8 protein-coding genes, 3 tRNA genes and 3 rRNA genes are annotated in these 15,058 nt (G+C 44.7%); all 14 read right to left on the bottom strand.

Annotated features, from left to right (window positions below; translation table 11 throughout):
* Positions 1–78 precede the first annotated feature (78 nt).
* Entirely contained in the window at positions 79–1,257 is a 1,179-nt protein-coding gene (locus C1A07_RS11935; protein WP_101877298.1) for a cation diffusion facilitator family transporter, read from the bottom strand.
* A gap of 13 nt (positions 1,258–1,270) precedes the next feature.
* The gene (truA, locus tag C1A07_RS11930; protein WP_278321062.1) at positions 1,271–2,017 is read right to left on the bottom strand and encodes a tRNA pseudouridine(38-40) synthase TruA; all 747 of its coding nucleotides are present in this window, start codon (positions 2,015–2,017) and stop codon (positions 1,271–1,273) included.
* A gap of 12 nt (positions 2,018–2,029) precedes the next feature.
* Entirely contained in the window at positions 2,030–3,586 is a 1,557-nt protein-coding gene (locus tag C1A07_RS11925) for a nitrite/sulfite reductase (protein WP_101877297.1), read from the bottom strand.
* Positions 3,587–3,740: 154 nt separating this feature from the next.
* A complete protein-coding gene (locus C1A07_RS11920) occupies positions 3,741–3,947 on the bottom strand; it encodes a helix-turn-helix domain-containing protein (RefSeq protein ID WP_101877296.1) in 207 nt (68 codons plus the stop codon).
* A gap of 110 nt (positions 3,948–4,057) precedes the next feature.
* Positions 4,058–4,129: transfer RNA gene (locus tag C1A07_RS11915), tRNA-Gly, on the bottom strand.
* Between the two features lie 7 nt (positions 4,130–4,136).
* A tRNA-Pro gene (locus C1A07_RS11910) sits at positions 4,137–4,211 on the bottom strand.
* Positions 4,212–4,301: 90 nt separating this feature from the next.
* Positions 4,302–7,188 (bottom strand): 23S ribosomal RNA (locus C1A07_RS11905).
* Between the two features lie 256 nt (positions 7,189–7,444).
* Positions 7,445–7,517, bottom strand: a tRNA-Ala gene (locus tag C1A07_RS11900).
* Positions 7,518–7,523: 6 nt separating this feature from the next.
* A 5S ribosomal RNA gene (rrf, locus tag C1A07_RS11895) occupies positions 7,524–7,641 on the bottom strand.
* Positions 7,642–7,748: 107 nt separating this feature from the next.
* Positions 7,749–9,278 (bottom strand): 16S ribosomal RNA (locus C1A07_RS11890).
* Together the 16S, 23S and 5S rRNA genes with 3 tRNA genes alongside form the textbook arrangement of a ribosomal RNA operon.
* Before the next feature lie 470 nt (positions 9,279–9,748).
* Positions 9,749–11,254, bottom strand: coding sequence for a sensor histidine kinase (locus C1A07_RS11885; RefSeq protein ID WP_101877295.1), 1,506 nt, complete (start codon positions 11,252–11,254; stop codon positions 9,749–9,751).
* Positions 11,251–11,928, bottom strand: coding sequence for a response regulator transcription factor (locus C1A07_RS11880; protein ID WP_101877294.1), 678 nt, complete (start codon positions 11,926–11,928; stop codon positions 11,251–11,253). Before C1A07_RS11880 ends, C1A07_RS11885 begins: the two co-directional genes overlap by 4 nt.
* A 235-nt stretch (positions 11,929–12,163) precedes the next feature.
* Positions 12,164–13,681: a galactarate dehydratase gene (garD, locus tag C1A07_RS11875; RefSeq protein ID WP_101877293.1), complete on the bottom strand. Its 1,518-nt coding sequence runs from the start codon at positions 13,679–13,681 to the stop codon at positions 12,164–12,166.
* Between the two features lie 49 nt (positions 13,682–13,730).
* Positions 13,731–15,041, bottom strand: a complete 1,311-nt coding sequence (locus C1A07_RS11870; RefSeq protein ID WP_101877292.1) for a nickel pincer cofactor-dependent isomerase, group 22 — start codon at positions 15,039–15,041, stop codon at positions 13,731–13,733.
* Positions 15,042–15,058 lie beyond the last annotated feature (17 nt).

Below are 15,058 nucleotides of genomic sequence, written 5' to 3'. Positions count from 1 at the left end.
CATAAAAAGCATGGTTTTTACCCCTTCATAAACTTAATGCAATATTCGTCCAACTTATTGCATAATTCTGGTGTTTTTTTAAGTCTCCGCACAAAAACTGCCTTCCATATGGAATACGCAGCAGCATCTGGGATCTTCCTTTTTCACTTGCTCCATCACTTTCATTCCCAGCTGATTTTTCATGTCCTCCGTATAATCTCTGGGCACTACTAAATCAAAAATTAAATTCATTTGCTGCTCTCCGTCCACCATGCGGAAATCGTGAAGGCTAAGTCTGGAATCTAAATTATCCAGAATCTCCTCCACCATTTTTTTGTATTTCATAACCTTAGTATTGTTCACTTCTATTGGATCCATGTGGATAACAAGAAACAAATTTTTTTCTCTTAATGCGTCCCGTTCAATTTTGTCAATAATTTCATGGGAAATTTCCACATCTACATCTCTGGGCACTTCAGCGTGAATAGAAGCCATACTTCTGGAGGGACCATAATTGTGAATAATCAGATCATGGCTCCCCACAATTCCGTCATAGCTTTCCACAAATCTGCTGATTTCCTCGTAAACCTCCGGATCAATGGCCTCCCCGATTAAAGGAGCTAGAGTGTCCTTTGCAATATTAAGGCCGGCAATCATAACTACTACAGAAACTATTAATCCTACAATTCCATCCAGATTTAAACCCCAGATGCCAAAAATAACAAGGGAAACCACTGTTGCCGACGTGGTCATCATGTCTCCCAATGAATCTGCCGCAGTAGCCATAAGTACTTTAGAGTCAATTTTTCTTCCCAGTCTTGTATTAAACAAACCCATCCACAGCTTAACCCCTATAGACAGCAGAAGAATCACAACAGATATGCTGCTAAATGTCATAGGCTCAGGAGTTCTGATCTTCCCTATAGATGTTTTAAACAGTGAAAATCCTACCTGGATTACTAAAAAGGCCACAATAAAAGCAGATATATATTCTATTCTTCCATGGCCAAAGGGATGGTGATCATCCGCCGGCTTTTGAGCCATTTTGACGCCTATAAAGCTGATAATGGATGAAGCTGCGTCAGATAAATTATTGAAAGCGTCCGCCATAACGGAAATACTGTTGACCATAAGTCCTATCATCAGCTTTGCGCCAAATAAAAGTATATTGCAGCAAATTCCCACAACACTTGCTAAGTATCCGTATCTGGCTCTTACCTCTGTGTTTTGAGTGTTCTCATAATCCTTTATAAAATGTCTTACTAAAAACTCTGTCATAAATCCTCACTCTCTAATTTTCTTCATAAGACACACTTACTAAAGCCAGCCCCTCCGGCGGAGCTGTAAAACCTGCGTTTTGTCTGTCCCTGGTTTCCAGGATCTTTTTTATATCAGAAACAGGCCTTTTTAAAAGGCCTATTTCAATTAAGGTTCCCGTCATAATCCTAACCATGTGATATAAAAAACCGCTGCCGCAAAAGGCTATGCGCACCAGCCCATCCTGCTCCTCTATGTGAATCCAGTATATTGTGCGCACAGAGGACTTTTTCATCCTTTTATTAGAACAAAATCCTAAAAAATCATATTCCCCTGTCATCAGCTTTGCCGCCTGCCGCATTTTGTTTAAATCCAGGCTTTGCCCCAGTCCATACACATACTTTCTTTGAAAAACATCCTTTTTTTCTAGGGTGTCCACAGTATATCTATAAATTTTTGAGACAGCATTTAACCGGCTGTGGAATCGCTCCTTGGCCCTGCTTATCTCCAGCACCTTAATATCCTCCGGCAAATATCTGTTTAAGTAAGAGAGCACCTGGTCCGGATAATATTCTTCAGACAGCTTAAAATTTGCAGTCTGTCCCTCCGCATGTACGCCGGCATCTGTTCTGCCGGCTCCGTGAACCTCCACCAGCTGCCCTGTCATTTTCTCCAAAACACTCTCTAGCTTTCCCTGTATTGTCTGGCTTGTATTCATTTGTTTCTGCCAGCCGTCATACCGGCTTCCGTCGTACTGAAGAATAATTTTTAAATTCTGCACAAGCCTCTCCTTTTATTTTATAATATATTTTCCAGCTATTTCCTCTAACTCCTTCTGATGATCCGGGAACCACTGCTCAAATACCATGCCTGCCTGGCTGATCTTTTCTCCTAATTCCTTCATAAATCCTGGAATATTAGCTGCCAGTATCTGTCCCAGCTCTTTTCCGAACCTTTCCTGCCCTTCCAGATCACAGCCCCCTACAAACAGCACAAAAGCCGGCTGAGGAGTTTTATCCACCATCTTTACTCCGCCTCTGAAACCAATTTTTCCTATTTGGTGAGTTCCGCAGGAGGATGGACAGCCGGAAATATGAATTACCGGAAGCACTCCGTCCTCAAATCCCCAGGTTCTCTCTTCCTCCACTAAGGCAGACAAAAGCTTTTGGGAATCCCCTACCCCTACCTGGCAAATAGAAGAGCCAATACATGCCACTGAGGTTTCAAACTCATTTTGCGCTCCATCCTGTGTGGCTTTTAAAACTGCCTCAGCCTCCTCTGCAGTACAATTAATAATGTAGAGAGTCTGGTCCGGAGCAATTCGCAGTTCTATTTGATCCATATTTTTTACAGTCTCATAAAGCTGTCTGAACTTTTCCGGAGCCGGCGTTCCTGCTATTGGATGGTAAACAACTGTATATAAACCTGGCTGTTTCTGCTTTATTACTCTTTTCTGGTCTGCAAAGATCTGGCCCTTTCCAGCCTTTGTAATAGGAGTTTCAGATACTTCTATTTTCAGTTGGTCTTTTTCCTCCTCATAAACCTTATCTAACTTTTCCAGGAAAGCTGCCTTGTATCCTTCTGTCCCCAAAGTATCCTGCATAAACCTGGTTCTGGCCTTTCCGCGATTTTCATAGTTTCCATAAGCCATAAAAGTCTCCGCCATAGCCTTAATATAATAAAGTATTTCAGAAGGCTCCACGCCCTTTTTCACACACACACCCATTTTAGGGGAATTTCCCAAACCGCCGGCGCTGTACACGTCAAATTTTCCTTCTGGTGTTGCCGCAAATCCTAAATCCCTGAAGGTAGCGTGGCTTTCGTTGGCAGGAGTATTGGAAAATACTATTTTCAGCTTTCTGGGAAGCTTTATCTTAGTAATAAATCCCATGGCGTACTGAGCCGCCGCCTCCCCATATGGAGTCACGTTAAAGTACTCTCCTTCTTCTACGCCGGTTAAGGGGGACATCATTACATTTCTGGGGAAATCTCCGCCGCCTCCCCATGTTAAAATCCCTACATCTATAGCTTTCTCCATAATCTGACATACGTCTGTACCATTCAGATTATGAAGCTGCACTGTCTGGCAGGTAGTTAAATGCACCTTATCAATATGATATTCCTCAATCATATCTGCTATAAATTTCAATCTTTCCTTTGTCAGCCGTCCCCCAGCCATGCGCAAACGCAGCATACTGGCCTTTCCGCCTTTCTGGGCATAGCTTCCAAATCTTCCTGAAAATCCTTTATATTGTTTTGCATCAATCTGACCAAGATAAAACTTCTCTGTCTCCCTCTGAAAATCCTTTAATTCCTCCCTAAAGGTGTCTGCGTAGCTATTTATTTCCATTTTATTTTCCTCTCTTTCAGCTCTTCATGCAGATAAAACCTAACAGCATTCTCCTATTCTCAGAAGCTGTTAGGTTTTATGTTTATTTTGCATATACAGCTTATTATATTACAATTTCTCTTGAAACACAAGAAAAAGAAGCTGTCGCCAGCTTCTAATCTTCATCTTCAGTATATTTTATTACATCAGTTACACCGCACTTAAACATATTGCACAGGTCATTAAGCGTATTCAGAGTAACACTTCTGTCATGTTTTAAGTTATCTAACATGCCCCTACTCATCTTATAGTGATAAATTAAGTCATATGTTGTTATGTTTTTTACTTTCAGTGTTTCCCATAACGGTTTAAATGTTATCATACGCTCATCCTCTAAGATAAATTTAGAAATGTCTTCAAGTGTATTCAAATTAAACACAACAAAAAAACGGAGAACCTACGTATTTACTAGATTCTCCAGCTATTAGAAAGAGCGCGAGACGGGATTCGAACCCGCGGCCCCCACCTTGGCAAGGTGGTGCTCCACCACTGAGCCACTCGCGCATATACATCGGGGTGACAGGATTCGAACCTGCGACCTCCTGGTCCCAAACCAGGCGCTCTAGCCAAGCTGAGCCACACCCCGTCATCACCGTATTAACTTATTTTATTATCAGATATTCACATACCCTCAAAACCACATATTGATTACTTCATCCGCTTCTACCTTAACCTTCTGGTTAAGCCCTCGACCTATTAGTAACGGTCAGCTACATACATTACTGTACTTCCACCTCCGCCCTATCTACCTCGTCGTCTTCAAGGGGTCTTACTCTTGCGATGGGATATCTCATCTTGAGGGGGGCTTCACGCTTAGATGCCTTCAGCGTTTATCCCGTCCCGGCTTGGCTACTCTGCCATAGGCCTGATACCTAACAGATCCACCAGCGGCCAGTCCATCCCGGTCCTCTCGTACTAAGGACAGCTCCTCTCAAATATCCTACGCCCGCGCCGGATAGGGACCGAACTGTCTCACGACGTTCTGAACCCAGCTCGCGTACCGCTTTAATGGGCGAACAGCCCAACCCTTGGGACCTACTTCAGCCCCAGGATGCGATGAGCCGACATCGAGGTGCCAAACCACTCCGTCGATGTGAACTCTTGGGAGTGATAAGCCTGTTATCCCCAGGGTAGCTTTTATCCGTTGAGCGATGGCAATCCCACTTTATACCACCGGATCACTAAGTCCTACTTTCGTACCTGCTCGAGCCGTCACTCTCGCAGTCAAGCTCCCTTATGCCTTTGCACTCTTTGGATGGTTTCCAACCATCCTGAGGGAACCTTTGAGCGCCTCCGATACCCTTTCGGAGGCGACCGCCCCAGTCAAACTCCCCACCTGACATTGTCCCACCACCGGCTTACGGTGGCTGGTTAGAAACCCAATAACGCAAGGGTGGTATCCCAACAGCGGCTCCAGAAAGACTGGCGTCCTTCTCTCTTTGCCTCCCACCTATCCTGTACATGCATTACCGAATCCCAGTATCAAGCTGGAGTAAAGCTCCATGGGGTCTTTCCGTCCTGGCGCAGGTAACCAGCATCTTCACTGGTATTTCAATTTCACCGGGGGCATTGTCGAGACAGCGCTCAAATCATTACGCCTTTCGTGCGGGTCGGAACTTACCCGACAAGGAATTTCGCTACCTTAGGACCGTTATAGTTACGGCCGCCGTTTACTGGGGCTTAGATTCAAAGCTTTGGTTTCCCTAACCTCTCCTCGTAACCTTCCAGCACCGGGCAGGCGTCAGCCCATATACTTCACCTTTCGGTTTTGCATAGACCTGTGTTTTTGCTAAACAGTTGCTTGAGCCTATTCTCTGCGGCCACTTCTCAGTGGCACCCTTTCTCCCGAAGTTACAGGGTCATTTTGCCGAGTTCCTTAACAATGCTTCTCCCGCCGGCCTTAGGATTCTCTCCTCATCCACCTGTGTCGGTTTACGGTACGGGTACAATATATGCTATAGCGGCTTTTCTTGGCAGCTGGAATCACATACTTCACTACTCTTGTTCGCTACGCGTCACGTATTCGGATTGTATGGCGGATTTGCCTTCCATACTCCTACCTCGCTTGCCCCGGTCTTCTCATTCCCGGGTTATCTTATCCTTCTGCGTCCCCACAGTTCTGATATATTGCAGTACAGGAATCTCTACCTGTTGTCCATCGACTACGTCTTTCGACCTCGCCTTAGGCCCCGACTTACCCAGAGCAGATCAGCTTTACTCTGGAAACCTTAGATATTCGGCCTGGAGGATTCTCACCTCCATCTCGCTACTCATTCCGGCATTCTCTCTTCTTATACGTCCACAGCTCCTTTCGGTACTGCTTCTCCCATATAAGAATGCTCCTCTACCAATGTACCTTAGTACATTCCTAAGCTTCGGTGGTGTGTTTCAGCCCCGGACATTTTCGGCGCAGGACCTCTCGACTAGTGAGCTATTACGCACTCTTTGAATGTGTGGCTGCTTCTGAGCCAACATCCTAGTTGTCTTTGAAATCCCACATCCTTTTCCACTTAACACACACTTGGGGACCTTAGCTGTAGGTCTGGGCTCTTTCCCTTTTGACTACCCAACTTATCTCGTGCAGTCTGACTCCCGTACATCATCTTCTCGGCATTCGGAGTTTGATATCTCTTGGTAAGCTTTGACGCCCCCTTAAGAATTCAGTGCTCTACCTCCGATAGACTAATACGAGGCTAGCCCTAAAGCTATTTCGAGGAGAACCAGCTATCTCCGGGTTCGATTGGAATTTCTCCCCTATCCACACCTCATCGCCACCCTTTTCAACGGATGTGCGTTCGGTCCTCCATCTCCTTTTACGGAGACTTCAACCTGGACATGGATAGGTCACCCGGTTTCGGGTCTATTCTCACTGACTCTTCGCCCTTTTAAGACTTGGTTTCCCTTCGGCTCCGCACCTTCAGTGCTTAACCTTGCCAGTAAAAATAACTCGCCGGACCGTTCTACAAAAAGTACGCGGTCGCACTTTAACGTGCTTCCACAGCTTGTAAACACAGGGTTTCAGGTTCTCTTTCACTCCCCTCCCGGGGTCCTTTTCACCTTTCCTTCACAGTACTATGCGCTATCGGTCACTAAGGAGTATTTAGCCTTGGGGGGTGGTCCCCCCGACTTCCTGCAAGGTTCCACGTGTCTCGCAGTACTTTGGATCCCGCTCGCTGCCTATCATTTTCACGTACGGGGCTTTCACCCTCTCTGGCTGGCCTTCCCAGGCCATTCTGTTAATGAATTGGCTCACTTATTGCGGTCCTTAACCCGGCCATGCTCGCACGGCCGTTTAGGCTCCTTCCATTTCGCTCGCCGCTACTTTGGAAATCGAGTTTTCTTTCTTTTCCTCGCCCTACTTAGATGTTTCAGTTCAGGCGGTTCCCGACGTATGGCTATGGATTTACCATACGACGACTGAGGTCTTCTCAGCCAGGTTTCCCCATTCAGATATCTCCGGATCTTTGGATATTTGCTCCTCCCCGAAGCTTTTCGCAGCTTATCACGTCTTTCATCGGCTCTTAGTGCCAAGGCATCCACCCTGTGCTCTTATTAGCTTAACCAGTTGACTTTCGCCTGCGGGTGCTGGCTACTCATCGGAAACATATAGCGTTATGTTCCTGGTTCTTGGTTGTTTCTTGGTTCCGTATCTTTCGATACGGCCTCGGATGTCTTGATATTTGTCTTCTTCTCTTCCTTCCTTTTCTTTCCGGAAGAGTCGACTCTATCTTTTCTTCAATATGTGGTTTTCAAGGTACGTGCGGTATCTTACATCTTACAGCTAACTTTCAGTCTGCCGCTTCTCTGTTTGATACCTAGTGGAGATGGAGAGATTCGAACTCTTGACCCCCTGCTTGCAAGGCAGGTGCTCTCCCAACTGAGCTACACCCCCAGAATAATCCGGCAGCCACCTACTCTCCCATATCGTCTCCAATATAGTACCATCGGCCGCTTTGGTCTTAACCTTCGTGTTCGGGATGGGTACGGGTGTTTCCCCTAAGCGCATCGCCACCGGAATCTTTTTCGTGTCCTTGACTTGAACACTAAACAGTATATAAAACCCTTACTTACCTTTTCCGTTTTAGTTGGATTGCTCCAAACGAAATCAGTTCTTCTTCCTTAGAAAGGAGGTGATCCAGCCGCACCTTCCGATACGGCTACCTTGTTACGACTTCACCCCAGTTATCGGTCCCGCCTTCGGCAGCTCCCTCCTTTCGGTTGGGTCACTGACTTCGGGCGTTACTGACTCCCATGGTGTGACGGGCGGTGTGTACAAGACCCGGGAACGTATTCACCGCGACATTCTGATTCGCGATTACTAGCGATTCCAGCTTCATGTAGTCGAGTTGCAGACTACAATCCGAACTGAGACGTTATTTATGAGATTTGCTCCCCCTCACAGGTTCGCTTCCCTTTGTTTACGCCATTGTAGCACGTGTGTAGCCCAAATCATAAGGGGCATGATGATTTGACGTCATCCCCACCTTCCTCCAGGTTATCCCTGGCAGTCTCCCTAGAGTGCCCATCTTACTGCTGGCTACTAAGGATAAGGGTTGCGCTCGTTGCGGGACTTAACCCAACATCTCACGACACGAGCTGACGACAACCATGCACCACCTGTCTCCTCTGTCCCGAAGGAAAGGCACCGTTACGTACCGGTCAGAGGGATGTCAAGACTTGGTAAGGTTCTTCGCGTTGCTTCGAATTAAACCACATGCTCCACCGCTTGTGCGGGTCCCCGTCAATTCCTTTGAGTTTCATTCTTGCGAACGTACTCCCCAGGTGGAATACTTATTGCGTTTGCGGCGGCACCGAAGAGCTTTGCTCCCCGACACCTAGTATTCATCGTTTACGGCGTGGACTACCAGGGTATCTAATCCTGTTTGCTCCCCACGCTTTCGAGCCTCAACGTCAGTTACTGTCCAGTAAGCCGCCTTCGCCACTGGTGTTCCTCCTAATATCTACGCATTTCACCGCTACACTAGGAATTCCACTTACCTCTCCAGCACTCTAGTTTAACAGTTTCCAAAGCAGTCCCGCGGTTGAGCCCCGGGCTTTCACTTCAGACTTGCTATACCGTCTACGCTCCCTTTACACCCAGTAAATCCGGATAACGCTTGCCCCCTACGTATTACCGCGGCTGCTGGCACGTAGTTAGCCGGGGCTTCTTAGTCAGGTACCGTCATTTTCTTCCCTGCTGATAGAGCTTTACATACCGAAATACTTCTTCACTCACGCGGCGTCGCTGCATCAGGGTTTCCCCCATTGTGCAATATTCCCCACTGCTGCCTCCCGTAGGAGTTTGGGCCGTGTCTCAGTCCCAATGTGGCCGGTCACCCTCTCAGGTCGGCTACTGATCGTCGCCTTGGTAAGCCGTTACCTTACCAACTAGCTAATCAGACGCGGGTCCATCTCATACCACCGGAGTTTTTCACACTGTGCCATGCGGCACTGTGCGCTTATGCGGTATTAGCAGTCATTTCTAACTGTTATCCCCCTGTATGAGGCAGGTTACCCACGCGTTACTCACCCGTCCGCCGCTCAGTCAATAAAACTTCCATCCGAAAACTTCCGCTTTATCGCTTCGCTCGACTTGCATGTGTTAAGCACGCCGCCAGCGTTCATCCTGAGCCAGGATCAAACTCTCATGTTCAATGGTTTGACCGGTTCAAAACTTAGCTTGGCTAATTTTTTTACCGTTATTTACTATGGTTTTTGTTCTGAATTCTTTTTAAACTCAAGGTCTAAACCAGACCTTATTTTTTAAAGAAATTTCAGGGTTTTACATACTGTTTAATCTTCAATTCTCAAGGTGCTTTTGCTTGTTGCTCTCAGTTGTCTTTCTCAGCAGCAACTCTCATATCTTATCACAAGCAATCCGCTTTGTCAACAACTTTTTTACTTTTTTTGAATTTCTTTTTTTCAAAAGACTTTCTTGTTTTGCCTGTTTTCTTGAGGCGAGTATTATAATATCAAACCCCTCGACAAAAGTCAACAGCTTTTTTCAATTTTTTTCCAAAATATAAAAAAACCTAAAAACAGTAAAATCAGGCCCTGTGCAAACTCAAGTAAAAACAAGGTTTTACTGTTATGCACGCAGGCCTGATCTTTACTTTTCTCTGATTAGGCTTTGCCGTCCAGGCTGAACCAGAAGTCCACTCCACCTTCTGTATTTGTAATGCCGCATGTTTTATTATGAGAATCCATAATTGCTTTTACAATAGAAAGGCCAATGCCGCTGCCTCCATACTCTCTGGTCCTGGCCTTATCCACCTTATAAAATTTCGTCCACAGGTTAGGAATATCTTCCTCTGGAATATGCTGGCCAGTATTATAAACATGGACGTAAACATTTTCATCCTGCCGTTCCAGCCAAATGCGGATTTTCTTTTCTCCCTCTACATGATTCAAGGCATTGTTCAGATAATTTGTCACTACTTCTTCTATTTTAAATTCATCTGCCCAAACTGGTACCGGGCCCTGAGCCTCAAACTCCACCCGAGCTTCGTGCTGCTGAATTAAAATATCAGCTGATGATAAGACGCCTCTGATTAGTTCCACAATATCAAAGCATTCCATTACCGGAGTATTATCTCCAAACTCCAAAGCCGCCAGGTCTAACAGCTGACGGACCATTTTATTCATCTTATTGGCTTCATCAACAATTACACCACAGTAGTAATCTCTGCTTTCCGGGTCCTCGCACATGCCTTCGCTTAATCCTTCTGCATATCCCTGAATCAATGCAATCGGTGTTTTTAGCTCATGGGAAACATTAGAGATAAATTCTTTTCTCATTTCATCAATCTGTATTTTTTCATTAATATCCTTTTGCAGCTGATTATTAGCAGATTTTAATTCCCCAATGGTTTCCTTTAGCCTGTCGGAAAGCACATTCATATTTTGGCCTAAAATGCCAATCTCATCTTTTCCCTTTCCCGTATATTTAGCGTCAAAATCCAGATGGGACATCTGCACAGATAATTTTGACAGCTGCTGAATCGGGGAGGTAATCTGACGTGTAACAAAATAGATAATTACACAGCTGATTAACAAGGCTGCAGCGCCTACATAAGCCAAAAAGCGATTAGAAATAGCCACGCTTTCCCAGATGCTAGCCACAGGTGTGGATATCATTACCATAGTGCTTTCATCTGAAAAATATCCCAGACACTCCAGATATGCTGTCTCTAAGCGAGGATTAAAGCTGCGCCTTACCAGATAATTGTCTTCCTTTTCTAGTATTTGATATTTCTCTTTTACAGCAGTTCCATCCCAGGCTTTTAATAATCTGTCTGTGAGAAATTCTCTGTCTCTGGCTGAAGAAATAAGAACATTACCTGTTGTGCTGTCCATGATTATAATAGTAGTGTTATACTTCTCCCCAAATTCCTGACAGATATTAGACAGCTCGTCCGCGTCGTCGCCTTCTGAATATGGTCCTGTAGGCACCTTTCCATTTAAAAGCACATTGTCAATTTGTTCATAAGCGTCCACCAGAATTTTAACCTTGTCCTGAGTATAAAAGCTTTCTAACAGCCAGGTATTCACGCCCCAAATGGAAAATAGGATCACTGCTGTTAAACCTGCAAAGGTTAAAGTAAATCTGGTGCGTATAGAGGGCCTCATTCTCCCACCTCAAATTTGTACCCCATTCCCCATATAGTTTTAATATACTCTCCCTTGCTCCCCAGCTTGCTGCGCAGCTTCTTCACATGGGTGTCTATTGTTCTGGCATCGCCAAAATAATCGTAATTCCATACATTATTTAATATTTTTTCTCTGGATAATGCAATTCCCTGATTATCTACAAAATAGCTAAGCAGCTCAAATTCTTTATAACTAAGGTCTACAGGCTTTCCGTCAATTGTCACCTGATGAGCAGCCTTATCTATCACAATGCCGTTTACCTCCGTCACTCCTTCTGAGGTCATATTGCTTCTTCTTAGCAAAGCTTCTACTCTGGCCACTAATATTTTAGGGCTGAAAGGTTTGGAAATGTATTCATCCACTCCCAGATCAAAGCCCTGCAGCTCGTCTCTTTCCTCGCTTTTTGCAGTCAGCATAATAATAGGCACCTGAGAATACTTTCTGATGGTTTTACATACCTCCCAACCATCCATTTTAGGCATCATAACATCTAAAATCAGTAAGTCTATATCCTTCTGGCTGAAAAATATATCTACCGCCTCTTCTCCGTCTTTTGCTTCTATTACATTAAAACCTTTTATGGTCAAAAAGTCTTTTACCAGTTTTCGCATTCTGGCTTCATCATCTACAACTAAAACCTTTAATGAATCCATAGGACTTCACCAGCCTTTCTATATTATAAGTATTTTCAAAATATATAAGCGTATTTTAACAAATCATTTTGAAGAATTCCACATTTTCACACTTATTTCATACTTTATTCTATAAAAGTATGCACTCTCTCCACAAAAAGCAGGCGACAAAGTTTCCTATAGATAAAAACAAGGCCCTTCCCATTCTGGGAAAGAGCCTTATATTTATAATGGGTTTTGTTTTGATCAGGTATGATCAGGTAATAGGCGCCGGGTTGAAGATGCACAAATCATTGTGTAATTTGTATTTCTCTGCAAAGCTTTGCTTTCTGCCGCTGGCTACGTCAACAATTTCCATAAACAGCTGTCTGCCTACAGATTCAATGGTTTCCTCTCCTGTTGCAATAGGGCCGGCGTTTATGTCGATTAAGTCCTGCCACATTTCTTTCATGTCGTTTCTGGAACATACTTTTATCACCGGAGCAATAGCCAGTCCGTAAGGAGTTCCTCTTCCTGTCATAAATACCTGCAGGCCAATGCCGGAAGCCAGCTGGCAAGGTCCGCAGACAATATCGCTGGCCGGTGTGGCAGCGTAAATCAAACCTTTTTTAGATGGCTTTTCAGCCGGAGACAGTACCTCTACAATAGGTGAGGTTCCTGATTTAGCAATAGAACCCATAGCTTTTTCTACAATGTTTGCCAAACCGCCTTTTTTATTTCCCGGAGTTGGGTTAGCGCTTCTGTCTACCTGCCCCTCATCCAGATAATGATCGTACCATTTCATTTCAGCAGCCAGCTTTTTCTCTACCTCTTCGCTGACGCATCTTTCTGCCAAAAGATAAACTCCGTCTCTTACTTCTGTTACCTCTGAAAATAAAACGGTAGCTCCGCCCTTTACCAGCATGTCTGCCGCATAACCTGCAGACGGATTTGCTGTAACGCCTGAAAATGCGTCGCTGCCGCCGCACTGCATACCAATAAGCAGGTCTGACAAAGGCAGTTTTTCTCTTTTTCTTTCATTTAATATAGCCAGCTTTTTATCTGCCATTTCCATTAAAGCCTGTACCATAGCGTCAAAGCCTTTTTGTTCCTGAAGCACAATTACGTTTTCCGGGCTGATATCCCCTTCCTCCAGAAGCATTTCCACTGTCAGTTTTTCGCAGCCTAAGCTGACTACCATCAGCTGGCCTCCAAAGTTAGGATGCTTTGCCAGATTTCTCAAAGCGCGAATAGGAATTTTAGCTTCCGGCGCATTAATCGCTACGCCGCAGCCATATGCATGGTTAACAGGCACAATATCATCTACATTAGGATACTTGGGAAGCAGCTCCTTTTTCATTTTTTCTACAGCTACATTAAGAACGCCTGTTACGCACTGTACAGTAGTGCTGATTCCTAAAATATTTCTGGTGCCTGCAGGACCTCCCCATGGATTTACATATCCCTCCCAGTAATCTACCGGCGGGTCAGGAAGGTTTGTCACAATATTAGTGCCGAACTCCATATTGTCCACATCCGGAGGCGTAGGCAGCTTCAGCATAAATTCATTAATCCAATCTCCTTTTTGAATAGGCTCAATAGCATATCCTAATACTACGCCGTATCTCACAACCGGGCCGTCCTTTGGGATATCACAAAGGGCTATTTTGTGGGCCTGCGGAATGTCGTGGCGAGTAATTACGCCTTCCATCACCTGTGTTCCTGCTTTAATTTCATTTACTGCAATGGCTACATTATCTTCTTCTTTAATTTTAATATAAAGGGGAGCGCTCATTTTTTACCTCCTGATTATTTTAATTTTCCCTTTTATCTCCTGATTTTCTCTATATAATTATAGGAGTAATTATATTATCATCCTGATCAAATTCCAGCTCTGCGGGGGCGTCTAAAGCCTCTACTCCTGGATAACGGCCTGCCTTTACATCCTCATAATAGCTTTCTGAAAGCATAATATTTCCAATATGAAGGCTGTTGGGAATCCGCACAACTTTTGCTTTTTCCTTGTCTATTTTGTTGCAGCTTCTAATGCAAATCTGAATAGCTTCTTTATCTGTAGCCACAACACATGGGATTCTTGCCGACGCCAGAACTGTGCTGGTAATACAGTTGGGATACATTTTTTCAATATCCATCTGATCAAAAATCTTTTTTGTAATGGCAGAAGCCAGGCCTGTTCCCAGTGCATTTCCGTGAGAAGCCTCACTTAAATTCAGAAAACAGGTTCTCTGCACCTTAATTCCGCCTGATGCATAGGGGGTGGAAAATGTTCCTGTAATATTAGGGTCCACGCCGGTTCCACTGTAGTTTTTCCCAATTTCGTCTACAACCAGCACGTCGCCCTCTCCCACTATCAGCTTAGGCATATTGGAAAATGCAAATTTCAGCAGCTGAGGCTCTCTTTCCATAATATCTTTTGCCAGAATTGCTTCTATTTTACACGTTTCATCGTAAGCATTTTCAATACATGGGACTGCAAATAATATTTTTGCCTTTTCCAGCACTACTTTTGCCATTGTAGGAATATTCTGAGCAATGACGTCCATGCCGTCTGTATGTACTGTTTCAGCTCCTATCTGCTTTCCCAAACCTACTGTCATCATTTTACAGGGGCCGCTTTCATATTCTCCACGGAATGCATTGTGAGGCTTTAATCTGCAGGATACAATAATTCCGTCCGCCTCATAAGCATTTTTGTCCAGCACAACCTTTCTTCCTCTTTCAGAATATCCCAGCTCTACCACTTCCATGGAAGACCTGATCTCGCAGCCCATAGTTTCCTCTGTAATATTGTAACTGGCTAATATTTCCTTTTGTCCTTCTGCCGTTGCCCCGCCGTGGCTTCCCATAGCCGGAACAATAAATGGACATCCGCCTCTGGATTTCACAAAATCCACAATGGCTTTTGTGATAATGTCCACATTTCGTATTCCCCTGCTGCCTGCAGTAATGGCAACAGACATTCCCGGCTGAATCAAAGAGGCAAACTGCTCTTTAGACAGTTCCTGATTTATAGTCTGGGGGATCTCCTCCGGACGGATGGCCTCTTTGGGAAAGGTCTGTCTGGCATGAAACATTTTGGGAATCTTTGTACTTTTCAGCAGTCTGGAAACAGTGCCGCCTTTTGTTACTTTCACTTTTTCACCCTCCCTTA

Source organism: Lachnoclostridium edouardi, from assembly GCF_900240245.1.
Lineage (GTDB): Bacteria > Bacillota > Clostridia > Lachnospirales > Lachnospiraceae > Lachnoclostridium_A > Lachnoclostridium_A edouardi.
This window is presented reverse-complemented; position numbering and strand designations above follow the sequence as displayed.